Annotated in this window: 18 protein-coding genes; 11 read left to right on the top strand and 7 right to left on the bottom strand. The window is 63.0% G+C overall.

What is annotated here, in order from left to right; translation table 11 throughout:
- Window positions 1–15: 15 nt before the first annotated feature.
- The gene (locus ABIE49_RS30915; protein ID WP_354067670.1) at window positions 16–1,188 is read right to left on the bottom strand and encodes a patatin-like phospholipase family protein; all 1,173 of its coding nucleotides are present in this window, start codon (window positions 1,186–1,188) and stop codon (window positions 16–18) included.
- A gap of 412 nt (window positions 1,189–1,600) precedes the next feature.
- On the opposite strand from ABIE49_RS30915, the gene ABIE49_RS30920 reads away from it, so the two are divergent.
- The 4 genes from ABIE49_RS30920 to dinB all read left to right on the top strand — a co-directional run bounded on the left by ABIE49_RS30920 (window position 1,601) and on the right by dinB (window position 6,572).
- Window positions 1,601–2,884, top strand: coding sequence for a four-carbon acid sugar kinase family protein (locus ABIE49_RS30920; RefSeq protein WP_354067091.1), 1,284 nt, complete (start codon window positions 1,601–1,603; stop codon window positions 2,882–2,884).
- Window positions 2,881–3,891, top strand: a complete 1,011-nt coding sequence (gene pdxA, locus ABIE49_RS30925) for a 4-hydroxythreonine-4-phosphate dehydrogenase PdxA (protein WP_192735182.1) — start codon at window positions 2,881–2,883, stop codon at window positions 3,889–3,891. The genes ABIE49_RS30920 and pdxA overlap by 4 nt, the downstream gene beginning before the upstream one ends.
- A gap of 125 nt (window positions 3,892–4,016) precedes the next feature.
- On the top strand, window positions 4,017–5,216 hold the full coding sequence (locus ABIE49_RS30930) for an adenylate/guanylate cyclase domain-containing protein (protein ID WP_192735181.1): 1,200 nt from the start codon (window positions 4,017–4,019) through the stop codon (window positions 5,214–5,216).
- 108 nt (window positions 5,217–5,324) lie between these two features.
- Entirely contained in the window at window positions 5,325–6,572 is a 1,248-nt protein-coding gene (gene dinB, locus ABIE49_RS30935; RefSeq protein WP_192735180.1) for a DNA polymerase IV, read from the top strand.
- Between the two features lie 65 nt (window positions 6,573–6,637).
- Here the strand turns inward: dinB and ABIE49_RS30940 are convergent, their stop codons facing one another.
- On the bottom strand, window positions 6,638–7,012 hold the full coding sequence (locus ABIE49_RS30940; protein ID WP_192735179.1) for a winged helix-turn-helix transcriptional regulator: 375 nt from the start codon (window positions 7,010–7,012) through the stop codon (window positions 6,638–6,640).
- 158 nt (window positions 7,013–7,170) lie between these two features.
- On the opposite strand from ABIE49_RS30940, the gene ABIE49_RS30945 reads away from it, so the two are divergent.
- From ABIE49_RS30945 to ABIE49_RS30960, 4 genes are all read left to right on the top strand, one after another.
- Window positions 7,171–8,097 carry a DMT family transporter gene (locus tag ABIE49_RS30945; RefSeq protein WP_192735178.1) on the top strand — a complete coding sequence of 309 codons (927 nt, stop codon included), beginning with the start codon at window positions 7,171–7,173 and terminating at the stop codon, window positions 8,095–8,097.
- A gap of 112 nt (window positions 8,098–8,209) precedes the next feature.
- On the top strand, window positions 8,210–10,543 hold the full coding sequence (locus ABIE49_RS30950) for a xanthine dehydrogenase family protein molybdopterin-binding subunit (protein WP_192735177.1): 2,334 nt from the start codon (window positions 8,210–8,212) through the stop codon (window positions 10,541–10,543).
- On the top strand, window positions 10,540–11,463 hold the full coding sequence (locus ABIE49_RS30955; RefSeq protein WP_192735176.1) for a 2-dehydro-3-deoxygalactonokinase: 924 nt from the start codon (window positions 10,540–10,542) through the stop codon (window positions 11,461–11,463). Before ABIE49_RS30950 ends, ABIE49_RS30955 begins: the two co-directional genes overlap by 4 nt.
- A gap of 13 nt (window positions 11,464–11,476) precedes the next feature.
- Window positions 11,477–12,115, top strand: a complete 639-nt coding sequence (locus tag ABIE49_RS30960) for a 2-dehydro-3-deoxy-6-phosphogalactonate aldolase (RefSeq protein WP_192735175.1) — start codon at window positions 11,477–11,479, stop codon at window positions 12,113–12,115.
- A gap of 32 nt (window positions 12,116–12,147) precedes the next feature.
- On the opposite strand, the gene ABIE49_RS30965 is transcribed toward ABIE49_RS30960, so the two are convergent.
- Both ABIE49_RS30965 and garD read right to left on the bottom strand, forming a co-directional pair.
- Window positions 12,148–14,640 (bottom strand): hypothetical protein, encoded by a 2,493-nt coding sequence (locus ABIE49_RS30965; protein ID WP_354067092.1) that lies wholly within the window; start codon window positions 14,638–14,640, stop codon window positions 12,148–12,150.
- A 218-nt stretch (window positions 14,641–14,858) separates the two neighbouring features.
- Window positions 14,859–16,403 carry a galactarate dehydratase gene (gene garD / locus ABIE49_RS30970; RefSeq protein WP_192735174.1) on the bottom strand — a complete coding sequence of 515 codons (1,545 nt, stop codon included), beginning with the start codon at window positions 16,401–16,403 and terminating at the stop codon, window positions 14,859–14,861.
- Between the two features lie 213 nt (window positions 16,404–16,616).
- On the opposite strand from garD, the gene ABIE49_RS30975 reads away from it, so the two are divergent.
- From ABIE49_RS30975 to ABIE49_RS30985, 3 genes are all read left to right on the top strand, one after another.
- Window positions 16,617–17,678: a ketopantoate reductase family protein gene (locus ABIE49_RS30975; RefSeq protein ID WP_192735173.1), complete on the top strand. Its 1,062-nt coding sequence runs from the start codon at window positions 16,617–16,619 to the stop codon at window positions 17,676–17,678.
- 99 nt (window positions 17,679–17,777) lie between these two features.
- Complete coding sequence (locus ABIE49_RS30980) at window positions 17,778–18,218, top strand: SgcJ/EcaC family oxidoreductase (RefSeq protein WP_192735172.1); 441 nt, start codon at window positions 17,778–17,780, stop codon at window positions 18,216–18,218.
- Between the two features lie 60 nt (window positions 18,219–18,278).
- Window positions 18,279–19,151, top strand: a complete 873-nt coding sequence (locus tag ABIE49_RS30985; RefSeq protein WP_192735171.1) for an alpha/beta fold hydrolase — start codon at window positions 18,279–18,281, stop codon at window positions 19,149–19,151.
- On the opposite strand, the gene ABIE49_RS30990 is transcribed toward ABIE49_RS30985, so the two are convergent.
- From ABIE49_RS30990 to ABIE49_RS31000, 3 genes are all read right to left on the bottom strand, one after another.
- Window positions 19,138–21,132, bottom strand: a complete 1,995-nt coding sequence (locus tag ABIE49_RS30990; protein ID WP_192735251.1) for an AI-2E family transporter — start codon at window positions 21,130–21,132, stop codon at window positions 19,138–19,140. The two genes, ABIE49_RS30985 and ABIE49_RS30990, sit on opposite strands and share 14 nt — an antisense overlap.
- An 804-nt stretch (window positions 21,133–21,936) precedes the next feature.
- Window positions 21,937–22,089 carry a hypothetical protein gene (locus ABIE49_RS30995; protein WP_192735170.1) on the bottom strand — a complete coding sequence of 51 codons (153 nt, stop codon included), beginning with the start codon at window positions 22,087–22,089 and terminating at the stop codon, window positions 21,937–21,939.
- Window positions 22,090–22,272: 183 nt separating this feature from the next.
- On the bottom strand, window positions 22,273–23,523 hold the full coding sequence (locus ABIE49_RS31000) for a multidrug effflux MFS transporter (protein WP_354067093.1): 1,251 nt from the start codon (window positions 23,521–23,523) through the stop codon (window positions 22,273–22,275).
- Window positions 23,524–24,422 lie beyond the last annotated feature (899 nt).

Consider the following 24,422-nt stretch of genomic DNA (forward strand, 5'->3'; position numbering starts at 1 on the left):
AAGTCGGGTCTGACATCAATTGCCGCTGGCGAGATGCCGCGTGGTTGAGACGCCGGACATCGGCGCAGGTTCCAATTCGTCCGGCGGCGGGGAGACCGACCAGACACGGTTGCCGCGCGCCCTGTCGTAACCGTACTGGAACAGCGCGCGCATATAGGCGGTGTCGAAGCCGGAGGTCGGCGAAGCCGGCTGATCGCCCTCGATGTAAGTCAGGTTGAATCCGAACTTGTTGCGGCGGGCGAAGATATAGGTGCTGTACAGAATCGAGCGGGTCTGGATTTTCGTCATCGTCGATGACGACCGCGCCGCGATTTCGACAGTGGCATTCCGAACCAGCTTGAATTCACGCTCGACCTTGTTGTTGATCAGGATGTAGAGCTGCAGATTGCCCATCTGGCCCGGCTTGGCATCGTGCAGCAGGTAGGCCTCCGGCAGCGTCAGGACAGGCGCGGTCACGCCGCCATCGACGTGCATCTCCTCGAAACGCTTGCCGTTGGCTTCCGCGGTCACCAGCATCGGCGGAAACACCACGGGCAGGCTGGCCGATGCGGCGACGACGTCCCGGAACAGGTTCAGCGCCGCCGGCGTGCGGAGCGAGGCGATGCCTCCCATGTCCCATATCGCGGTGCGCTGCGAATCGAGGTTGGTCGTGACGACGAGCAGCCGCCGGCCCTTGGCGTGTTCGGCTGCGACCGCCGCGACGAAGTCGGCATCGATATATTTGGCCACCAGTTCGCGCAGCCGGGCGTTGCCGAACAGACCCGCCCCGAAGATGGCATTGAACGGGTTCGGTGCGTCGAGAAGGCTCTCGGCGATGCCGCTGGTGTAGAGTTCGCGCAAGGTCGCGTCATAGCCGGGACCGAGAAACGCGAATGGTGCGATGAGCGCGCCGGTGCTGACGCCAGACACGATCGAGAACGAGGGACGCCTGCCGGTCTCGGTCCAGCCGATCAGCACACCGGCGCCATAGGCGCCGTCGGCCCCGCCACCCGATAGCGCAAGGTAGGTGCGGGGTCCGCGCAGCACGGCCTGGGGCGGATTTAGCCGGAATGTGGCGGCGGGCTCGTCGGCGTAGCGGCGCAAATCCGCCAGATCGAGCACGCGCGCGGAGGATGCATCCGCAACGCTGTGTGGCGTCCTCGGCAGCGACGAACATCCGGCGGTGAGGAGGCTGAGCGCTGAAACCATGGCCAAGGCGACGGATGTCCGAAGACCGATGCAGTTCATGACATTTCCGGATTGGAAGGGAGCGCTCAGGGGCGACCCGCGGGGCATCGCGAGTCGCTTCGCCATTTGGCCCATCGGGGTGCGGCGACCATTCGCTCCGTCAGGCGCCCGCGATTGCTGGACGGCCGCGGCTCTCGCCGCTCCGGCCTGGACCGGATTCCCTCGCACGCATCCGGACGCACCGCCGGAAACCGGGCCACTCTGACGCCATAAGACACATCCGAACCAATCAAGTGAGTAATCACTTACTAAAGTTGGCCGGCTCGAAAGTCAATAGTGGATCATGCGAAAGGTATTAAAATACCTTAACTGAATGGTGAAAGGATCCAGCGCTGCGCACTGCAGCAGACGGCAAATAGGGTAGGGTCTGGGCGTGACAAAGCATATCACCGACTGCGCAAGGATAGCCCGTCACTGGCTGATCCTTGCAGACGATCTGACCGGAGCCGCCGACTGCGCCATTGCCTTCGGCAGGATAGGGCGTGAGGCGGTCGTGACGTGGGGTGACGCCGCAAAGCCGTCGCATCGCCAGGCAGCTGTTTGGGCCCATGACGTCGCAAGCCGCGGTCTTTCGTCCGAGGCCGCTGCGGCGCGCCATCTCGGCGTGCTGGCACGCTTGCCGATGTCCGAACGTGCGCTGTTCAAGAAGATCGATTCAACGTTGCGGGGACAGCCCGCGGCGGAACTGGCCGCGACGCTTGCCCATCTGAAGTCAGCGGCCGAGCGGATATTTGGCGTGCTGGCACCAGCCTTTCCGGCGACCGGCCGCACCACCGTCGATGGCCGAGTCCTCGTTCACGGCGCGGCCCTGGAAGAAACCGAGCTATGGCGGCGCGATCACACCTATCCGAATGCCGATCTCGACGACGTTCTCGCTGCCGCCGGAATTTGCGGCGAGAAGGTCACACTTGCCGCTGTGCGTGGGGGCGATCTCGGAGCCAGGTTCGCGACGATGGCGGATCGGTCGGCCACAATGGTTGCCATCTGTGACGCCGAGACCGAGAATGATCTGGCCCTGATCGCGGAGGCGGGGCTGCATGCATCGCCTGCGAGCGTCTTCATCGGCAGCGCGGGTCTTGCGCATGCGCTGGCGAATCTGGAGGGGCGTGGCGGCAGCGAAGCGCTGCGTATTCCCGCCAGCAAGTTCGGAACACTCACCGTCGTCGGTTCGCTCGCCGCTGCCTCCCGTGTCGCGGCGCGCCGCTTGAGAGAGACGGGAGCGGCCGCATATTTTCCGGTCGAACCGAAAGCCCTGGCGGGAAATGATGTCGATCGCGCGGAACTTGCTTCCGGAGTGATGGCGCGTCTCGCTAATGGTGTCGATGCTCTCGTCGAGATATCGCTGAACGATTCTCCAGACATGTCGGTAGGGCCGCTTCTGGCCCATAATCTCGCGACAGCGCTGCAAGTCGCCGCGCCCGTGATCGGTGCGATTGCGGCAACGGGCGGCGAAACCGCGGCAGCGCTCTTGTCGGGCCTTGGCGTCAACGCTATCCGTCTTGCCGACGAGATCGAACCCGGCGTGTCGCTCGGCCTCACGCTGGGCGCGCTGTCCGTTCCTGTCGTCACCAAGGCGGGCGCATTCGGCGACGCGGATAGTCTTGTACGCATCAACGCGCGCCTTCACGCCGTTCGAACCAGAGGAAGTTTTGCATGAGCCGCCCGACGATTGCGATCACGATGGGCGATCCCGCCGGCATCGGCCCCGAAGTGATCATGAAGGCGCTGGCGCAGGAAGCGGCGCGGGCAATCTGCAATCCGCTCGTGATCGGCGACGCCAACCGGCTGCGCAAGGCAGGCCGGCTTGTCGGCGCGTCGGTTGCGGTCGATGGCCTCGGCGATGCCAAACAGGCGGATTTTGCCGCAAGCGCCGTGCAATGCCTGGACCTGAAACTGGTGCCGGACGATTTGCCGTTCGGCCAGGTGTCGGCAGCAGCAGGCGAGGTCGCCTATCGCTGCATCGAAAAGGCCGTCGAAGTGGTGCAGGCAGGCGGCGCGCAGGCGATCTGCACTGCGCCGCTGTCGAAGGAAGCTCTTCATGCGGCCGGCCACAAATTTCCGGGCCACACCGAATTGCTGGCGCATCTCACCGGAACGCCCGAAGTCTCGATGATGCTGGTGTCATCGAAGCTCCGCGTCATCCACGTCACCACGCATATCGGTCTTCTCGATGCGATCGAGAAGATCGAGCCCGGCCTCGTCGAACGCGTGATCTCGCGCGGACACGGCGTACTGGTACGCGCCGGCATCGCCAATCCAAGAATTGGTGTTTGTGCGATCAATCCGCATGCCGGCGAAAACGGGTTGTTCGGCCGTGGCGAGGAAGCGGCGAAGATCGCGCCCGCGATCGACCTCTGCCAGCGCCGTGGCTGGGATGTACGCGGCCCGCTGCCGGCGGACACGCTGTTCTTCCTGGCTGGCCGCGGCGATTACGACATGGTGGTTGCGATGTACCACGATCAGGGTCACGGCCCCATCAAGGTCCTCGGGCTGGAAGCGGGTGTTAACATCACGGTCGGCCTGCCCGTGATCCGGACCTCGGTCGATCACGGCACGGCTTTCGACATTGCTGGCAAGGGTATCGCGGATGAGCGCAGCCTGATCGAGGCGCTGCGGCAGGCGGCCGATCTGGCGCCGGACGCGGATCTCCGCGATCGTGTGTGACCAAGTGTGGGTGTTTAAGCCGGCGTTCCCGATCGCGCAGGCAAATTGCGGCGGCCTCCATTGACGTCGCCGCGCGGGAACACATATCCCGCACCATCGATCCACGTTACCGCTCAGGAGTAAGTATGGACGCGCCGCTGAATATCGATCCCGTCACAGCGCAATCCGGCGGCGACGTCGTGCACTGGCTGACCAACGGCACGCGCGATCAGCGCTTCATCGACAATATCTTTGCCGAAATGTGCATCCGGCTTCAGCAAGCGAACATTCCCGTCAAGCGGGCGTCGCTTCATATCCTGATCCACCATCCGCAATGGCTCGGCGCCCGGATCATGTGGGAAGACGGGATGCGCGAGGCCGAGATTGCGCGCGTTGACTACGATGTTCAGGAGCGATCCGAATATATCGGCAGTCCCGCCAACGAAATCCATGACGGTGTCACCGAGGTGCGCGAGAATCTCGAGCGCGATCCCTCGCTGGCCCGCAAGCATGCCGTCTATGACGAGATGCGGGCGAAAGGCCTGACCGACTATGTGGCGTGGCCGCTGTATCATACGCTCGGCAAGCGCCACATCGTGACCTTTGCAACCGACCGGCCAGGCGGTTTCGACGCCGCGCATATCGCCGCCCTGCAGAGATTGCTGCCGGTGCTGGCGCTGGTCAGTGAAATCCGGGTCAAGAACCGGCTGGCGCGTACGCTACTGGAGACTTATGTCGGCTCGCATGCCGGCGAGCTCATTCTGGCGGGCGCCACCAGGCGCGGAACCGGGACGACGGTTCGCGCCGCCATCATGATCTGCGACTTACGTGATTTCACCCGGATCTCCGACAACTGGCCGCGCGATGACGTCATTGATCTCCTGAACGGCTATTTCGACGCGATGTCGGAGCCGATCACGCGGCATGGCGGCGAAATACTGAAATTCATCGGCGACGGTCTGCTCGCCATTTTTCCGATCAGCCAACCCCAAGCCTGTGCAAACCTGCTGCATGCCGTGACTGAGGCGCGTCAGGCCATGACGGCGCTGAACGAAAAGAACAGCGAAACCGGCCGCGCGCCGTTGAATTACGGAATCGGCGTCCACGTCGGTGACGTCATGTACGGCAATATCGGGTCTCGCAGCCGGCTCGACTTCACGGTCATCGGTCCGGCCGTCAACATGGCGTCGCGCCTCGAAGCCCTCACCAAGCAATTGGGGAAAACGGTGCTGTTGTCCCGCGCGTTCGCCGACTCCGTCGAGGGCGATTTCGATCTCGAACGCGTCGGTGAACATCCGGTGCGCGGCTTCAATGACCCGATCGAGCTGTTTGCGTATCACGGCTGAAAGCTGATCTACGCCCGCGCGTCGCCGATCGCTTGACACAAGGCGTTCTCGTTCTCATTATGTTCTCTCTGCGGGAACCTCGTCGAAACGTCATGTGCGAACGGTCGGATGGCAACGACAGCCACCATCCTCCATGCGGACCTGGATGCTTTCTATGCCTCGGTAGAGCAGCTGCTTGATCCATCGCTGCGCGGCAAACCCATTGCCGTCGGCGGCGGGGTTGTGCTTGCCGCGTCTTACGAAGCCAAGGCTTTCGGTGTCCGCGGCGGCATGCCGGGACGGCAAGCGTGCGAACTCTGTCCGCAGCTCATTTTTATCAGCGGGCATTTCAGGGAGTACCAACGGCTGGGCGATGCCGCCATCAAGGTGATCGGCGATTTCACGCCCCTCGTCGAGCGGATCTCCATCGACGAGGCCTTTGCCGACGTCGCGGGCTGTACCCATCTGTTCGGTCCGCCCGCCGAAATCGCAACGGCCATCCGCCAACGCGTGCGCGCAGAGCTTGGCCTTCCGATCTCGGTCGGTGTCGCGCGCACCAAGCATCTGGCGAAAATTGCTTCGCAAGTGGCCAAACCCGACGGGCTCGTCGTTGTCGATCCCGACACGGAGCTCGGATTCCTTCACCACCTGCCGGTCGAGCTGATGTGGGGCGTGGGTCCGGCGACGCGGACACGGCTGGCCGAAATCGGCGTGCTCACGATCGGGCAGCTGGCAGCGACACCGGGATGCTCGCTCACGCGGGTGCTTGGTTCCGCGGCAGGGACGAAACTTTCGGCGCTGGCGTGGAATCGTGATCCACGGGAAATCAAGACTCACCGCCGGGCTCGATCGGCAGGAGCGCAATCGGCGCTTGGGAGGAAACCTGCCGAACAGCGGGTTGTTCGATCCACCTTGCTTCATCTTGCTGACCGTATCGGAAGCCGGCTCCGCGCCAAGTCCAGGCCTGGGCGGACCGTGACGGTCCGCGTTCGCTTCGCCAATCTGAATTCAGTCACGCGTTCGGTCACGCTCGACGCACCAATCTCCGCGACCCTGATTCTGGCCGAGGTCGCCGAGGAGCTGGTGCGCGCTGTCCTCACCGATCATCCTCACGAGAAAACCATCTCGCTCCTGGGGATTTCCGTGTCGCATCTTGGAGAGCAGCGGGATGTGGAACTCGAACTCCCGCTCGGACTTGGCGATGAAGCACGCCGTCCCGGCACCAAAAGAGGCATGGCACGTGGGGCGGCCGACCATGCGGTCGATAAAATCCGCGAACGCTTCGGATGGGATGCGATCGGCTACGGATCGGTGGCGCCGGACGTCTCTTCTTCCGTTCCCGACGCGTTTCGCATACTCGCCGAAAAGGACCTGTGAACTTCACCCTCAAAACGAAAGCGTTGCCGAGAGAGATCCAGCGACAGATCGAACTAGCCGCGCGTTTAAAGCCCGGTTCGGGCTTTCCAGCTCTTGCCTGATTTCGGGTCGTAGCGTCCCCCACCGAGCTGCTCGTGGCCCCAATTCATCATTTGCAGCAGGACGGGCTCCAGGCGTTTTCCTTCGTCGGTCAGCTGATAGGCGTATCGGACCGGGTTTTGCTGGTAGGGCTCGCGTTTCACCAGGCCCCATTCCGCGAGCCTCTTGAGCCGTTCGGACAGGATGTTCGACGGGACGCGTTCAGCGCTGTCCTGCAGCGCCTGAAAGGTCTGCTTGCGGTGCCACATCAGGTCGCGAACGATGAGCAGGGTCCACTTGTCGCCCACGACTTCCAGCGCGCGCGCGATGGAGCATGTCGATCGGAAGTCATGTTTTGCCATGGCGAACGTGCCCGTGTTTCCAGCACCGGACCTGCCCGGAACGGTGTGCCTCGATAATCTATCAGACCGACTTGCATTTTTAAAGTGTCATGGCTAGTGTAACTTGTGATTTGAAAGTGACTGGCTGGCGCCGGGTGGCTGATCGAGGTGGCGGCATCATGAACAGGATTGTACTCGCCCATGCCGCCGCGGCGGCCGCGGCCTTGATCGCGGGGGCTGCCGTCGTTGCCACGCGCTCGGTCATTGGAGAGATCGACCCGATCTCGCTGGTCTTCTACCGCTACCTGATCTCGATCGCCTGCTTTGCGCCGTTTCTGCTGGCGATGTGGCCGCGCGGCGGCCTTGCGCTATCCGAGTGTGCAAAGATCGCCGGGTTCGGGATTCTGTTCTTTGTGCTTTTTCCCTGGGCCTTCAATGCGTCGCTCCAGTACGTGCCGGCCGCGCGCGGCGCGGTTGGTCTGGCGACGATACCGATCCAGACCCTGATCGTCGCAGCTGCCTTTGGACGCGAGAAGCTGACAACCGCGAAGGTCGCAGGTGTCGTGCTGGCGTTTTCTGGCATCGCCGTGGCGTTTGGCACCGCTGCATTCGGGCGGGGAAATGCCGATTACATGGTCGGAGACGGGTTGATGCTTCTTAGCGTCCTCTGCGCCGCCATCTACTCCGTGTTCAGCCGCGCAACCCTGATGCGCCACGGGCCGATTTTCGTGACGGCATTGGCGATGGCATTCGCCGTCGTTGTCTTGTTGCCGGTAGTCGGTCTCCAGCAAGGCAGCGCGGCTTTGCCGTCGCTCAGTACAAAAGCATGGATCGCGGTGGCGTTCCTTGGAACAGTTGCCGGTGTTCTGCAGTTTTCGCTTTTCATGTGGGCATTGCGCTGGCTGCCCCCGACGACGACCGTGTTGTACCTGACGCTCAATCCAATCACGGCGATGGCGCTGGGCATTGCGATGCTTGGCGAATCGCTGACGGTGGAGCTGGTCGCCGGTATGGCCCTCGTTCTGCTCGGGATCCTGGTCGGCACCGGTATCGTCTCGGCCAACAGGAATTGGGTCCGACAGACGTCGTCGGATCCGGCCCGCTAGAGCGCGCGAAGTGGTCGACAGGTCCGCAACGCAAATTCGACAGGGCGAGAAGGGTGGCGGTCCCCGCAATGGCCCAATATAACCCTTGGCTCTACGCCAAGGAGGTGAGCGGTTGCGCGATCGTTATCAAGGCAAGTCCCTGAACCGGCTGGAAGATCATCGCTTCCTCACCGGGCGCGGGACCTACGTCGCCAATGATCACGTGGCTGACGTGCTGCACGCCCATGTGGTCCGTTCGCCGCACGCTTTCGCGCGTATCACCCGGCTCGGTCTGGACGCGGCGCGTGCGCTTCCCGGCGTTGTGGCGGTGCTTTCCGAAGCCGATCTCGCGGCGGACGGGATCGGCGAGTTGCCCTGCGTCACGGTGATTGATGCGGTTGAGCCGATCATCGCGCCGCCGCGCCCCGCGCTGGCCCGTGATTTCGTACGGCATGTCGGTGATCCCGTCGTCCTGATTGTCGCAGAGACGCTGGATGCAGCGGTGGACGCCGCCGAAGCGGTCGAGATCGCCTATGAGCCCAAGCCCTGCGTCACCATGGCGACCGCGGCGCTCAAGCCGGACGCTCCGTTGCTTTGGAAGGAGGCGCCGGGCAATTCCGCCTTCCTGTTCCATAGGGGCGATGCGGCAGCTGTTGCCGCGGCGATGGCAGAGGCCGCGCATATCGTCGAATGCGACCTGTTCAACAACCGCGTGGTGGCAGCTCCCCTGGAGACGCGCGCCGCGATCGGCTTTCATGATCACAAGACGGATCAATTTCTGCTGTCGGTAACCGGTCAGGCCGTCCACGACACCCGCAAGGTGCTAGCTAGCGCCGTCTTCAAGATTCCGCTCGAGCGCCTGCGCGTGGTGGTGCCCGACGTCGGCGGCGGTTTTGGGATGAAGAACTACGTCTATCCCGAATATGCGCTGGTGCTGTGGGCGGCAAGGAAGCTCGGCCGCCCGGTGCGCTGGGTCTGCGAACGATCGGAAGATTTCGTCAGCTCGGCGCATGGCCGCGATTTCTTTTCCCGTGCGCGGCTCGCACTCGACACCGATGGCCGGTTTCTCGCGCTCGAAGTGAAGGCGGTCGCCAATATGGGCGCGTACCTGTCGACCAGCGGCCCGATCAGCTCCACCAATGCGGCCGGCAGCGCGATCGGCGGCGTCTATGACATCCCGTCAGTGTTTTACGAGGTGCGCGGCGCCTTCACCAACACGCCGCCAATAGACGCCTATCGCGGCGCCGGCAAACCCGAGGCCAATTATCTGATCGAGCGGCTCGTGAACTTTGCATCGATCAAGTCAGGCATCGATGCCGTCAAGCTGCGCCGCCGCAACATCGTCAGCAGGTTTCCGCATCGCACCGCGATGGGCATGAAGATCGACGGCGGCCGCTTCAAGGCCAATCTGGACGACGCGATCGCGCTCGCCGATCGCGACGGTTTTCGCAAGCGGCGCAAGCAATCTGACAAAGCCGGCCTGCTGCGCGGCCTCGGGATTGCGTGCTTCCTCGAAACGTCCCGCGGTGTGCCGTTGGAAATGGCGCGGGCCGCGTTCGAGGCCGACGGCACGGTGTCGCTGGCGGTCGGTACGCAATCCAACGGGCAGGGGCATGAGACGGCCTATCCGCAGGTCGCGGCCGACCTGCTGGGATTGCCGATCGATGCATTCCGTTTCCAGCAGGGCGACACGGATTTTCTGCCCGGCGGCAACGGCCATGGCGGCGCCCGTTCGATGCATATGGGCGGCACCGCGCTTGTCATGGCGATCGAGAAATTGATCGAGAAAGGCCGGCTGATTTCAGCGCATCTGCTGCAGGCGCCCGCCGATCAGGTGGTGTTTGCCGATGGCCGCTTTGTCGTGAAATCCACCGAGCGCGCCATCGAGATCGGCAAGGTAGCCGATGCCGCACGGGATGCCGCCAATCTGCCGGAGGGCTTGACGCCGGGGCTCGAGGGAAGCGCGACCAACAGTTCCGAACTCTACAATTTTCCGAACGGCTGCCACGTCGCGGAAGTCGAGATCGATCCCGACACCGGCGTGGTGCGGCTCGATCGCTACACCATCGTCGATGATTTCGGCCGCCTGATCAATCCGCGCGTGGCGCTCAGCCAGGTGCATGGCGGGGTGGCGCAAGGCATCGGACAGTCGCTGCTGGAGCACATCGTGTTCGATCCCGAGGGGCAGCTGCTCAGCGGCTCCTTCATGGACTACACGCTGCCGCGCGCGCAGGATCTGCCGAATTTCGCCGGCGGTCTGAATCAATCGTCGCCGACAAAGTCCAATCCGCTGGGCGTGAAGGGAACCGGGCAGGCCGGCAGCATCGCCGCGCCGCAAACCATCATGAACGCCGTGCTCGACGCCTTGTCACCGCTCGGTATCAATGAACTGGACATGCCGGCGACGCCGTATCTGGTGTGGAGCGCCATACAGAAAGCACGAACATCAGGACGGACTTCGAAATGAGCCAGGCCGCCTATGTCGCCATCGATTGGGGCACCAGCAGCTTCCGGCTTTGGCTGATGGATCGCTCCGGCGCCGTGCTGGCGGAACGACGCAGCGATGAAGGCATGATGGCGGCCGCCAAAATCGGCTTCGCCGCCGTGTTGCAAGCGCATCTCGATGCCATCGGCGGCGCCGATCACCTTCCCGTCATCATCTGCGGAATGGCGGGGGCCCGGCAGGGCTGGGTTGAAGCGGGATACATCGATACGCCGGCAAGCCTCACATCCATCCTGCAGCGTGCGGTTCCGGTTCCCGGTCAATCCCGTGATATCCGGATCCTTCCAGGCATCGCACAGCGCGACACCAAAGCGCCGGACGTGATGCGCGGCGAAGAAACCCAGTTGCTTGGTGCTCTCGGCGCAGATGGTGAAGCGCTGGTCTGCATGCCCGGCACCCATTCGAAATGGGCGAGCGTGCGTGGTGGGACCGTCGAACGCTTCACCACATTCATGACCGGCGAACTCTTCAGCGCCGTATCGCAAGGGACGATTCTCTCGCTGGCCGTAGCGAACGCGGACGAAGCCGTGGATACCCAGGCCTTCAAATCGGCTGTCGTTGCCGCCTTTGAGGCGCCTGCATTCGCGGCCAATTTGCTGTTCCAGGTGCGTTCTGGTCAGCTTCTATTCGGTGGCAGTGCCGCCTCGGCCCGCGAGAAAATATCGGGAACCCTGATCGGCCTCGAACTGGCGGCGGGGCTGGCTGGCGATCGATCGAGGCGCGACATCACTTTGGTTGCGTCAGGCAGACTCGAGGCGCTGTACCGATTGGCGTTTGACAGCCTTTCCGTTGCGGTCCAATCCATCGATTCCGATGATGCGGTCCGACGCGGTCTTGCCTCGGCTGCCAAGTCCTTGGCCGCCACGTCCATCTGGACTTTATAGAAGGACCAAATTTGTGAACCCTGTTCCATTCCCGTCGATGAAGCGTCCGCTGGTTGCGATCCTGCGCGGCGTGAAACCCGAAGAGGCCGAGGGCATCGTCGACGTGCTGATCGAACACGGCATGACGGCGATCGAGATCCCGCTCAACTCGCCGGATCCGTTCCGCTCCATCGAGATCGCGGTGAAGAAAGCCCCGGCCGACATCCTGATCGGTGCGGGCACCGTGCTGACGCCAGAGGATGTCGAGCGGCTCCATGACGTGGGCGGGCGGCTGATGGTGTCCCCGAACGTCGACCCTGATGTCATTGCCGCCGCCTGGGGCCGCGGCATGGTCACGATGCCCGGCGTCTTTACCGCGACGGAGGCGTTGCTGGCGGCGAAGACAGGGGCTTCTGCGCTGAAATTCTTTCCGGCCGGCGTCCTTGGCGCGTCGGGCATAACAGCGATCCGCGCCGTTCTTCCCGCAGGCCTGATGATCGCCGCGGTGGGTGGCATCTCCGACAAGAATTTTGCGGAATATACCAAGGCCGGCATTCACGCCTTCGGGCTCGGCACCAGCCTTTACAAGCCGGGAATGACCGCGGCTGAAGTCGCCGAACGCGCCAAGGCAACGATCCGTGCTTATGACGCGGCGATGCAGGAATCGAAATAGGTCACCAGAACGCTCAGCCCGCCAGATCGCCGTCAGCCGGCGACCTCGCTGGTGCGCGCTGCTATCGCCGGCGTTTCGGCCTGCTTCGGCTGGATCGACGGCGCGTCCGCAACCATCGCGGGGCTGATCGCCGGCCTTGCGGCAAACAGCGCCATGCGGCTCATCTGGCGGCCGGCGACAGCGATCATCAACGCGCAGACGACATAGAGACCGACGCCGAGCGCGTAGGTATTGGCGATGCCGAACTCGATCGACAGCGCCATGCCCAGCACCGACGCCAGCATCGACATGATGCCGTTGGCGCTCCAGAAATATGGGTGCAATTCGCTTTGGCGGCGCCAGATGCTCAAGCCCAGCGGGAACATCATGCCCATGCAGAACGCGGGCGGCGCCAGCAGCAGTATCGACAGCACGATGCGCATGCCCGTTGTTTCCGAGCGCGCCCAGGTCGTCAATGCGGGCGTCAGCAGCCCGGCAATCGCGAGTGTCGCGAGCAGCGCGACCAGCCGGGTGATGACTTCGCGAGCCCGGGGAGACCGCGCGCCGACCGTGGTGCTGCCGAGTCCACCGAACAGCAGGATGGTGAACAGCACGACGCTGAGCCCGTAGACCGGATGGCCCAGAAACACCATCAGCCGCTGCATCTGCGATATCTCGATCAGCATGAAGCCGATGCCGATACCGCAGAAAAACGTCACCGGCGGCGTCAGTGTCGCCAGCGGCGTCGTGCGCGCGAGGCGAATGAACGGCCCGACGACGTAGAACAGACAAGCCACCAGCGCCACCGCGATCAGCGCCAGCGTCATTGTGATCGCGGTGTTGTTGTGGGTGCGCGCCGACATCGGGGCGGCGACGAAATCACCGAAGCGCGCGGTGTAGAAGAAGAATGGATTATCGTCGGTGGACGGCGTGACGTTCTCCGGCAGCGAGGCGAAGTAGGCCGCATCCGCCGTGCCGGAAGTCAGCTTTGTCGTCACGGCGTCGAAGGCGACATCCGGCCCCATCAGGATTTTGAAACCCTGGGCCTCAAGCCGCGTGCGTGCGGCCCGCCATTCGGCTGAGGTGAAGGCGTCGGGCCGCGTGATCACGTTGACGATATTGCCGACGTTGAGTGCGATCAAATGATCCTTCAGTCCGGCGGCAGGCACGCCGTTGCGTTGCAGGGCTTCGGCCGCGATCGAGACCAGGCGATAGAATTCGCCGCGATGGGTGTCCGGGTCGTACCAGCGCGAGACCGACAGCATGCCGCGCGGCTTCAGGGCGCGGTAGAAATCGCCCCATGCCTCGACGGTATAGAGCCGGTTTTCCGTCAATGTCAGTCCGCCCGCGGCGGTCGCGGCCCAGGTGTCGATCAGCGAGATCTGCACCAGATCGTAGCGGTCGGAGGAATGGTTGATGTAGCTGCGGGCCTCGGCGTTGATCAGGGACACGCCGGGCTGCTTGTCGAGATGGCCGGAGAAGTCGGCGAACTTGTCGGTAAGCACTTCGAAGATCGCCGGATTGATCTCGATGCCGCTGATTTTCCTGGCGCCGAACAGAAGCGCGGACAGAACGTCCCGGCCGCCGCCGACGCCGACGACCGCGACGTCGGCCGTGGGCTGCACCAGATAGGCGCCGTTGATGACGTCGTCCTTCAGATAGCCGAATTTGCCGAGGTCGCCGTCGAAACGGGTGATGACGGTGGCGGCATCGGCGTCGATGTCGAGATACTTCTGATCGATCTTGGTTGTCGGCGTGCGCGAAAAGCCCCAGCCGAACGGCACGGATTCGCCCATCGCCGTGACGCGGACGCGTGAATAGGTGTTCCAGCGCTCGAACAGCGTTCCGGTTTGTTGCGCGCCCTTGGCCCAGAACACGCCGAGATGGCTCTTGCCGGAGACATCCAGCGCCGCATGCACCATCGCGGCGGCTCCCAGCGACAACGCCACGGCGCCGCTGAGGCGCAGCGTGCGAACATCGCCGCTGCCGCGCACCACCATCCAGCCCGCGCCGGCGGCCATCGCGCCGATGCCGAGCGTGGCGCTGACCGGATCGATCACCAGCAGTACGAAGATGATGCCGAGGCATCCGAGCGCTGCGCCGGCGAGGTCAGCAGCATAGAGCCAGCCGCCGCTGTAGGGCATGCGCGTCAATAGCAGCGTGATGCAGACGCCGCTTTCGGTGAGCGGGATCACGAAGGCGATCGTCGAGGCCAGCAGCGCCAGCCACAAATACTCCAGCGGAACCAGCACCGGTGCGCACAAGAAGCAGATCATGGCGCCGACGCCGGTAACGGCAAACCAGGAGGCGTGGCGCGCGAATTCGGTTCCAACGCGTTCGGGCGCATAGCGGGTGGGGTTGTTGTAAACTTCCATCGCGCCGCGGGTCAGCCCGAGCATCGCCAGCGAAATCGCCGCAAACGCGAAATGGTAATACAGCATCACGCTGAAGAACCGCGTGATCAGGATCTGGTAGGACAGCGTGACCGAAGCCAGTACGAAAATCGCAAAATAGTGGCGGCCAGTAATTTTTGGGAAGGGCTGCAAAACAGGGCTCCTCAATGACGCCGGCCAATGCGCGCGGTGCTGCCCCTTTTGCCTATGCTAGATTCCGTAATGTTCGCTTAAATAAATCGCATGATTTGAAGCGCCGGGCGCAACGGTCCGGTGGCTTGCGCGCGCGGCGCAGGCCTGCCGGCAGGAACAAGCTCGTCGGGCCAATGGTTAAGACATCTTAAATCGCACCTGAGTCGGCCTTCTGCAGCTCACGTCACCGGCCCCGGCGTGAACAGCGTGAGGTCGTTGTGGATGCCCCAGCGGTCGGACCACACTTTGGTGCGGCCGCTCGCGACATCGAGGATCAGGCGGAACAGGTCCCAGCCGGTTTCCTCGATCGTCGCTTCGCCGGTGGCGATGCGGCCGGCGTCGAAGTCGATCAAATCCTTCCAGCGCCGGGCCAGTTCGGTGCGCGTCGAGACCTTGATGACGGGGGCGGCGGCCAACCCATAGGGCGTGCCGCGCCCGGTCGTGAACACCTGCAACGTCATTCCCGACGCAAGCTGCAGCGTGCCGCAGATGAAGTCGCTGGCGGGCGTTGCCGCGAAGATCATGCCTTTCTTGCGCACGCGCTCGCCCGGAGCGAGCACGTCGACGATCGCTGACGTGCCTGATTTGACGATCGAGCCGAGTGATTTCTCCACGATGTTGGCGAGCCCGCCCTTCTTGTTGCCGGGCGTGGTGTTGGCGCTGCGGTCGGCGTCGCCCTTGGCGAGATAGCCGTCATACCAGTCCATTTCGCGGATCAGCGCGCGGCCGACATCCTCATTGGCGGCACGCCGTGTCAACAGATGGATGGCGTCGCGCACCTCGGTGACTTCGGAAAACATCACGGCCGCCCCGGCGCGCACCAGCAAATCGGCGGCGAAGCCGAGCGCGGGATTAGCGGTGACCCCGGAAAACGCATCGGAGCCGCCACATTGCAGGCCGATCACGAGATCGGAGGCGGGGCAAGTTTCGCGGCGGCGCGCGTTGAGCACTGCAAGCCGCGCGTCCGCCATTTCCATGACGGCGTCGACGATGGCGCCGAACCCGTCGAACGTCTCGTCCTGCATCCGCACCACGCTGCTGTCGGTCCCTTCCGGCAGCAGCCGCTCGGGAACCAGTTTTTCGCAGCCGAGGCCGACGACCATGACCTCGCCGCCGAAATTCGGGTTCAACGCGAGGTTCTGCAGTGTCCGTATCGGCACGATCGCCAGCGGCGCATTGATCGCGGCGCCGCAGCCGTAATTATGCGTCAGCCCGACGACGTCGTCGACATTGGGATATTTCGGCAGCAGTTCCGCCTTGATACGCTTGATCGCAAATTGCAGCGTGCCGGCGACGCATTGCACGCTGGTAGAGATCGCCAGCACGTTCTTGGTGCCAACCGAACCGTCGGGATTGCGAAAGCCCTCGAACGTGTATCCCTCAAGCGGCGCCTGCGGGGCCGGGACGGCGGTGGCGAGTTCGAGGCTGTCGAGTTCGGGCGGCGTCGGCATGTCGATGCGCGCCTCGTCGACCCATTCGCCGGCCAGGATCGGTCGTGCCGCGGTGCCGATCACCTCGTTGTAGCGGCGGATCGGCTCGCCCTCGGGAATGTCCGACAGCGCCACCTTGTGGCCCTGCGGCACGAAGGTGCGCAGCTCGAGACCGCAGGCAAAACGGCTCTTCGCCGGCAGCCCGAGATCATTGACCACGATCGCGACATTGTCGTTGGGGTCGAGCCGGATGTAGCGCGGCTCAAAGGCCTGCGCTGTCGCAGTTCCCGTCACAAAATTCTCCTCAATCCTGGCTCCGGCCGTATCCCGCGCCAGTCCGGACAAGTATACGCCGTTTTGGCGAGTATATGAAACTCACGCGCCTGACGCATGGCGATGATCAGCTGCCGCACGCATTCGGCCATTGTGACGAGGCCGGCCAGTGCGCTAGCCTCGGTGCCAAGAAAATGTGTCAAGAAACGCCAAACAGAGAACTAGGGGGCAAGCATGGGCAAGAAAATTGCGATCATCGGAGCCGGCGCCGTTGGTGGATATGCCGGCGCACACATGGTGCAGGCGGGCGAGGACGTGACGTTCATCGATCCCTGGCCCGAGCATGTCGAGCACATGCGCAAGTACGGCCTGCGCGTTACCCACGCGATGGATGTTCCGGAATTCTCGGTTCCGGTACGCGCGCTGCACGTCACCGACGCGCAGCAGCTTGCGAAGGAGGCGCCGGTCGACATCGCCTTCGTCTGCATGAAATCCTACGACACCGCCTGGTCCACGATGCTGATCCGGCAATATCTGGCGCCGGACGGCTATGTCGTGTCGCTGCAGAACTGCATGAATGAAGAAACGATCGCCGGCATCGTCGGCTGGGGCAAGACGCTCGGCTGCATCGCCAGCAGTATCACGGTCAATCTGCCCGAGCCCGGCCACATCCACCGCGGCGCCGGCAAGCACGGGGCCGCGCACACGGTGTTTCGCGCCGGCGAAGTGCACGGCCGCATCACGCCACGGGCGGAGGAAATCTGCCACCTGGTCGGTTACACCGACAGCGCCAAGGTCACCAGCAACCTGTGGGGCGAACGCTGGTCCAAGCTGGTTGCCAACGTCATGGGCAACGGACTCTCCGCCTGCACCGGCATGACCGGCGGCCAGATGCTGGAGAGCGAGCCGATCCGCCGCTTCTCCACCCGGCTCGGCAGCGAAGCCATTCGCGTCGGCCAGGCCCACGGCTATCAGCTCGAGGAAATCTTGCATCTGCCACCGGAGACGATCGCGCGGGCCGGCGAAGGCGACGAGGCGGCGATGCGCGCCTGCGACGAGCAGCGCTTTGCGGACGGCAAGCGCACGGCATCAGGGCAACGTCCCTCGATGGGCCAGGACATGCAGAAGGGTCGGCGCACCGAGATCGAATTCATCAACGGCTTCGTGGTCGGCGAGGGCGAGAAGATCGGCATCGCTTGCCGCGCCAATGCAGCGCTGACCGACATCGTGATGCGCGTCGAACGGGGCGAGCTGAAGCCGGATCCGCGGCACATCACCGAGTTGCGGTTGAACTGAACCCCACGCGATTGCGATCAACACCACCGCCTATCATGGGGCTATGATTTTTCCTGAGTTGTCGTAACCTCCATCGCCAGAGATATTGGGAGGTGTGCCATGCGTCTCTTTCTTTATGAGTTTATTTTGATGGCTTCGATTTCGACGGCGGCTGCGGATTCGAAAACAGATGCGCTTCAGATCATCGATAGATGGGCCAAGGCATTCACGGCGTCGGACGTTGACGCGATCGTCAAACTTTATGCGCCGGACGCGTTGTTCATGGGGACCGGAAGCAAGGCGGTCGTGACCAAGCCTGAGGGTATCAGAACGTATTTTGAAGCCGCGCTTCTCAACAACCGGCCGAGAGGGGCGACCCTCAACAGCTATGAATCGATGGTGCTCTCTGACAACGCCGTGCTGGTGACCGGTCTCGATACGACGACTCGTGTCAAAGACGGAACCCCGATCAGCGCATCGGGGCGGGTCACTTTCGTGGTGGCAAAACGCGGCGCCGATTGGCAGATCGTGCATTTCCATCGGTCGGCCATGCCGCAATAAGTGGCTGGATGTCTTGGGCGGGCGCTGGACCAATCCTGCGCCAGCCCTTAAGTAATCCCGATGGATATTGCATCGGACGCGCCGCAGTCGCGCTATTTTCAGTCGCAGGGGCTCAAGCTTCATTTCACGGATTGGGGTAACGCGCAGGCGCCGCCATTGCTGCTGGTGCATGGCGGCCTCGACCACTCCCGCAGCTGGGATTATCTTGCACGGGCGCTGGCTGCGGATTATCACGTCGTGGCGCCCGATCTGCGCGGCCACGGAGATTCCGGCTGGGCGTTCGGCTCCAGCTACAGCCTTGCCGACCACGTCTACGATCTGACTGGCCTGGTGAAAGCGGAAGGTTTTGAGAAGGTCGCCATCGTCGGCCATTCGATGGGCGGCATGGTCAGCCTGACCTATGCCGGTGCTTTTCCGGAGCGCGTGTCGAAGCTGGTCGTGCTCGACGGCGTGACCAATTTTCCGGCGCGGCGCCCAAAGCCCGCCGACGTCAGGATCACGGATTGGGCCGGCGACCTCGACAAGCTGGCGCAGCGCAAGATCCACCGCTATCCGACCGTGGCCGACGGCGCTGATCGGATCGTCGGCCGCAACCCGCGGCTGACGCGCGAGCAGGCGATGCATCTGGCCACCCACGGCATGAAGCGCAACGACGGCGGCAGCTTCAGCTGGAAATACGATCCCTATTTGCGGGCGCGTGCGCCGTACCGGCTGTCGCTCGAAGACAATATTGGGCTGTGGTCACGCATCGCGTGCCCGACGCTGCTGGTTGCCGCCAGCGAAAGCTTTCTGCCCGATCCCGAGAAGGCCGGCGTGATGTCGCATTTCAAGCACGCCGAACTCGCCAAGATCGCCGGCGCCGGCCACTGGCTGCAGCACGACAGACCGGATGAAGTGCTTGGGTTGATCCAGCGGTTTCTTACGCGATCTTGAGGGCTGGCGTAACGAGGTCCGGCGGTTCATCGATTTCCTCCACGCCGGCAGCCGTCCGGCAGATCATCATCGCTTCACGCAAGTTCCCCGCGGCGATGTCGGCTTTGGCCGCCTCCCGCAGTTCTTCCAGCGATTCCTTGTCGAGGTTCTCGGCCCAGCAACCGAGCATGATGATCGTGGCCTTTGGCAATTGGCGACGCAGCCGCCGAACCGAGTAGCGCATATGGGCGGGACTGCTGGCGTCGAGATAGGACAGGCAGACGATCGCGACGCCGCTGAAATCCAGCTGCACGATCCTGGTCGACGAGAGTGCGTCCGCAGGCTCAACCCGCGCGCCGAGTCCATGCGCGTTGGAAAGCTGCGCAAACAGCACCGCTGCGGCTTCGTCGAGCGGGGTGCGTCCGGCCAGGCAGAGCACCGGCGCTTCTCCCTGCCAATGAAGCGGTAGATCGGCTTTTTGCACGACCGGTAAATTGCTTGATATCGCGGCATCCGGGACGGTTTCGACCGCGGCCGCCGCCTCCGCATCCATGGTCGGCGAGGTCACCTCGGGGATCGAATCATCCTGGGTGGAAAGGTCGCTGGCAAATTCGGTAACGGCGTCGCGAATCTTGATCATGCGCGCCTGGTCCAGGGCGTCGCGCTTGGCGTCTGCCTGCGCGAGTTGAAGGCCTCTCAGGGCGACCTCGTCGAAATACGACGACAGCGATTTCTCCTTCAGGAATTCTTCGGCTTTTCCTGCCGCCTCGATCGGATCGCCGGCAAGCATTCGCTGGTAGAACATTTCCGGTGGTGACAATGCGGGCCTGTCGCCAAAAATAACGTCGAGAAATTCGAGCCGCTCGACATGACGTCCGAGGACGACGAGGCAAACCGTCAAGGGCGTTGCAAGGACGAGCCCGATGGGCCCCCACAATGCGGTCCAGAATGTCGCTGACGCGACGATGGCGACGGGAGAAAGTCCGGTGCTCTGGCCGTAGGCGAGAGGCTCCACCACCTGGCTGATGATCGGTCCGACTCCGAGAAAAAGCACGACCGTCCATACGAGCATCGACCAGCCGGGATCGAGGGCGGCCGCCAACGCCAGCGGAAAAGCCGCCGAGATGGCTGTGCCGATGTAGGGGACGAACCGCAGCACGGCCGCCAGAATGCCCCAGAGGATCGCGCTGGGAATACCTATGAACGATAGTCCCGCCCCGATGATCACGCCGAAAGTGGCGTTGATCATCAACTGAGCCAGAAACAGCCGGCTGAGGCGCGTTGCCGCATCGTCCAGCGCTGCCGTCGTGCGTTGCAGATCATGCGAGCCCGCCAATCGAATTAGGCGGTTTCGCAGATCCTCGCGCTGGATCAGGATGAAGATAACGAAAATGATGATGATGCCGGTGGTCGCCAGCGGGTTGAGCAATGGCGCGATCAGGGTTCGCAAATTCTCCAGGGCTCCCGGGTCGGGCTGGCGCACTTCAACGGGAATGGGCAGGGTCGTTCCGGCAGCATTCGGCGCGCCGAGACGCGGGATCGCTCCCCGAACCGACTTGTCCTCCTTTGGCCTGTCGAGCTCCCGGCTCAACTCCTGGAGCATGTCCGCCGCACGTTCGAGGGTGCCGCTGCTCGCCGTGACGCCGCGCACCGACTTGATCTTTTCACGCATCGTCGATTGATAAACCGGCAGGTCTCCGGCCAGTTGGGTCAATTGATTGGCGATCAGCGTGCCCAGGCCGAAGATCACGGAGAATGCCAGAAAGACGATGCCCACGACCGCCAGGCTGCGGGGAACGCGGGCGCGCTGCAGCAGTCCGACCGGCGGTCCGAGCACAAAGCTGAGAAGAATAGCGAGCGCGATGGGTACGAAAATTTCCCGGCCGAAATACAGCGCCGCAATGAACAATGCGGCCATGATCGAGCAGGCGACGGCACTCAGCAAAGCCAGCAGCTCGTCCATCGTGCGTCCGGCGCTGACTTTTCTGGTGATCAAGCTCATTGAGGCTTTCTGAGGCGTTGCAGGAAATAGACGCCGGGCACGGGGAACAAAAAATGGGTTGAACAGGCGGCTCAAGCTGGTTCTCCCGTAACCAAGGCGCGACCGGCGCATAGGTTGCACCGGTTGGGGCAGCCTATTCACTGGAGACCGTGGAACCATTTTGCGAACTGCGAACCAGCCTTCGTCGAAGGCACTCTGGCGAGCAGGTTGCCAGCCCGGTGCGGTCCGCGACGTCGAACTAATCCGGCAGCAACGCGTTATTCCTGTATGCAAAAAGGCAAACCGCGCTGCGCCGGCCCAATGAACATGCAGCCCGTCGATCACGGTTCGACGAGGCCGGCACCGTTGCTTCCTGCAATGCCCGGCTCGGACGAAGCGGATCGTTTGAGAGCATCACTGCCGAAAACCAAACTGACCAGAGCCGATGCCGTCCGCGCTGCGAAGGCCAGGATCATGCGGCGCAATTCACTGCGAAAGCAGCGGCTGGCGCAAAAGGCATGACACCGGAAAACTTCAGTTCCTGGAATCGTTTTCCCGATCCAGCTCTTGAAGGTATGACAACCCATGCACGGTCAAGCGGTGCTCGTTCGTTTCACCGTCGACGTATAATTTCATAAGATGCCTTGAAAGACGCTCGCGGGCGCCCTTCGTCTCGGAACGGTCCGCAAGGGCGCCGTATATGCTCAGCGCGCGGTCAACGGGTAGCGTTTGCATTGGGCCAGCTCATCGGTTGGAGTTCGATTTGAAGAGGTAAAGTCCGGTGCCCCGCATCGTTCCGGCGTTATGCTGATGCAATTGTAAGCGTCAGGTCCGGAAAAACACGAAAAGGACAATTGCCAACGTGACCACGGCAATACTCAGGCTGATGAGGAGCAAAAACAGTATCGACGGTCCAGGCTCGGCCTGACGAGCTTCCGTTGGAGTTTCGATAATGACGCCGTGTTTTTTGATGGCCATACGGCTGCGTTCCTTCGCTCGTTCCAGCGTTTCATGGGCATTGGCAGATAGCCTCAAACCCCTGGATCGAGACCCGGGTCGGTCGAACACCGGTGTTGGCTATCCCTTGCTGGAGACCAAGCCGCCTGGATCATGATGGTTCCGGTCGATCGGCGACCCGTTGGCTCTGCCCGCCCTGCGAAGCTAGTAACCCGCCACCTGATGCGGCCTGAACAGCCGGCCCTTTTCCACCACCAGCACGACGCCGAGCGACGCCAGCGTGCAGAGGAAGAAGCCGGTCGCGAACGGCAGCAGCGTGCCGTCGTAATCCTGACCGATCGTGGTGCCGATGCCGATGCCGAGCAGGGTGGTGATCGATCCGTACAGCGACGAGGCGGTGCCGGCGATGTGGCCCTGCGGCTCCATCGCCAGTGCCGTGAAGTTGGCGATCATCAGCCCGAACGAAAACATCATCAGCGCCGACAGCGCCATGAACAGCGGCAGGGGCAGCATCTGCAATTTCACCGCCGCCAGCATGATGGCGGACACGGCAACATAGCCGAGCAACGCGGCGTGTGAAATCACGCGCATGCCGAGACGGTTGACGAAGCGGGAGTTGACGAAGCCGGCAATCGCCGTGCCGATCGCGATGCAGGCAAAAGCAATGGGGAAATAATGGCCAAGTTTGTAGATCTCGGTGAACACCTGCTGCGAGCTGAACACGTAAGCGAACAGCGATCCGAGCACGCCGCCGGAGACCAGCGCATAGCCCAGCGTCTGGCGGTTGGTCACGGTCTGTCGGAAGGCGTCGAGAATGTCGCGGACGGCAAGCGACCGGCGCATCGGAACCGGCAGTGTCTCCGGCATGCGCCACGCGCTCCAGATCAGCGTCACCACGCCATAGGCCATCAGCACGATGAAGATGCCGCGCCATTGCGTCAGCAGCAGCACCGCCTGGCCGAACGACGGCGCGATGACAGGCACCGCGATGAACACCATCATCGCCAGCGACATCACGCTGGCCATGCGGCGGCCGGCGTAGCAATCGCGCACGATCGAGGTGGCGATGACGCGGGTCGCCGAGGTGCCGAGGCCCTGCAGGGCGCGCGCCAGTAGTAACGTCTCGAACGAGGGGGCGGCGATCGCCAGCAGGCTGGCGATGAAATAGACGGTCATGCCGCCGAGCAGCACCGGCCGGCGGCCGAAGCGGTCGGACAGCGGCCCCATCACGAACTGGCCGACGCCGAACCCGACCAGGAAGATCGACAGCACCATTTGCGGGCGGTTGGCGTCGGCGAGGTGGAATGCGGAGCGAATGTTCGGCAGCGCCGGCAGCATCATGTCCATCGCCAGCGGATTCAGCGCCATGATCGAGGCGATGATGACGACGAATTCGGGGAAGCCCATCGGGCGGTGGCCTGAGGAAACCCAGGCATTGGCATTGATTTCAGACACTTACGACCTCGTTTGAGGCCGTGAATCTATTCTTTTTGTTGCGCCGCACAATGCCCAATCCGGGATGGCTGCCCGTCGGGGAGGGATGGGGCTGTGGGGTATGGTTCAGACGGTCGCGCCACGCGAAAGGTCTGCTCCCTCCCCCCTTGCGGGGGAGGGCTGGGGAGAGGGGTTCTCACGGGCAGTCCCGATGACGCCACCCCTCTCCCTAACCCAAGAGCGAGCTTCGCTCGTCTCGACCCCGCAAGGGGGGAGGGAACGCACGGTTCGCGCGATTTGCTGCTCGGACATCAGTAGCCGCGTCGGGCAAATCACTTCTGCTATTCAGAAATCATGTCAAGCCGTGAAATAAAAAATATTTCTGTTTTACAGAATAGAAAATCAGGGTACATGATAGCCATCCCGTCCCACTCAGAGGGCGTCGGCCGTCGTCACGGACGTTGGACGGGTTGCGGTGGACGCCGATGTTGCGGAGACGTAACGCGACAGAGGCGTACGGCGAAGACGCGTGGTCCTGGCGCCCGTTGCTGGCGTCAAGTTCCTGAGAGGCCAAAAGCTGATCAGGGGCGACGGAGTCAATAGAGAACTCGTCTCCGGGGAGAGCGCGATATAAGGCGTAAAGCCATTGCGCAGGGAATGTCGGATGTTCTCCGCTGCCCTGTATGCTCGTGTGCACTTTGTTTTGTGCAAACCGCACGCGAGACCGCGGGTGCAGCGCGCATCCGGCATTCCCTGCGCCCTCTCTTTTGAGAGGGCGGAACGAATTTGCAAACCTCGGGCGCAATGCGTCGCGGGAAGGCAAAGGCGTGTTTACGATGACCTATCCACGTCGTCCCGACCTTGAGCCGGGACCCATACGCCGCGGCCCATCGATTAGAGCGCCGGCCGTAGAGACTTTC

This window comes from Bradyrhizobium sp. OAE829 (assembly GCF_040546575.1).
Taxonomy (GTDB): domain Bacteria; phylum Pseudomonadota; class Alphaproteobacteria; order Rhizobiales; family Xanthobacteraceae; genus Bradyrhizobium.

What these genes read in the sequence shown, in the direction of transcription:
- ABIE49_RS30915 (WP_354067670.1), bottom strand. Translation starts at nt 1,188, where the DNA reads ATGGTTTCAGCGCTCAGCCTCCTCACCGCCGGATGTTCGTCGCTGCCG.
- pdxA (WP_192735182.1), top strand. Translation starts at nt 2,881, where the DNA reads ATGAGCCGCCCGACGATTGCGATCACGATGGGCGATCCCGCCGGCATC.
- ABIE49_RS30930 (WP_192735181.1), top strand. Translation starts at nt 4,017, where the DNA reads ATGGACGCGCCGCTGAATATCGATCCCGTCACAGCGCAATCCGGCGGC.
- dinB (WP_192735180.1), top strand. Translation starts at nt 5,325, where the DNA reads ATGGCAACGACAGCCACCATCCTCCATGCGGACCTGGATGCTTTCTAT.
- ABIE49_RS30940 (WP_192735179.1), bottom strand. Translation starts at nt 7,012, where the DNA reads ATGGCAAAACATGACTTCCGATCGACATGCTCCATCGCGCGCGCGCTG.
- ABIE49_RS30945 (WP_192735178.1), top strand. Translation starts at nt 7,171, where the DNA reads ATGAACAGGATTGTACTCGCCCATGCCGCCGCGGCGGCCGCGGCCTTG.
- ABIE49_RS30955 (WP_192735176.1), top strand. Translation starts at nt 10,540, where the DNA reads ATGAGCCAGGCCGCCTATGTCGCCATCGATTGGGGCACCAGCAGCTTC.
- ABIE49_RS30975 (WP_192735173.1), top strand. Translation starts at nt 16,617, where the DNA reads ATGGGCAAGAAAATTGCGATCATCGGAGCCGGCGCCGTTGGTGGATAT.
- ABIE49_RS30980 (WP_192735172.1), top strand. Translation starts at nt 17,778, where the DNA reads ATGCGTCTCTTTCTTTATGAGTTTATTTTGATGGCTTCGATTTCGACG.
- ABIE49_RS30985 (WP_192735171.1), top strand. Translation starts at nt 18,279, where the DNA reads ATGGATATTGCATCGGACGCGCCGCAGTCGCGCTATTTTCAGTCGCAG.
- ABIE49_RS30990 (WP_192735251.1), bottom strand. Translation starts at nt 21,132, where the DNA reads ATGAGCTTGATCACCAGAAAAGTCAGCGCCGGACGCACGATGGACGAG.
- ABIE49_RS30995 (WP_192735170.1), bottom strand. Translation starts at nt 22,089, where the DNA reads ATGGCCATCAAAAAACACGGCGTCATTATCGAAACTCCAACGGAAGCT.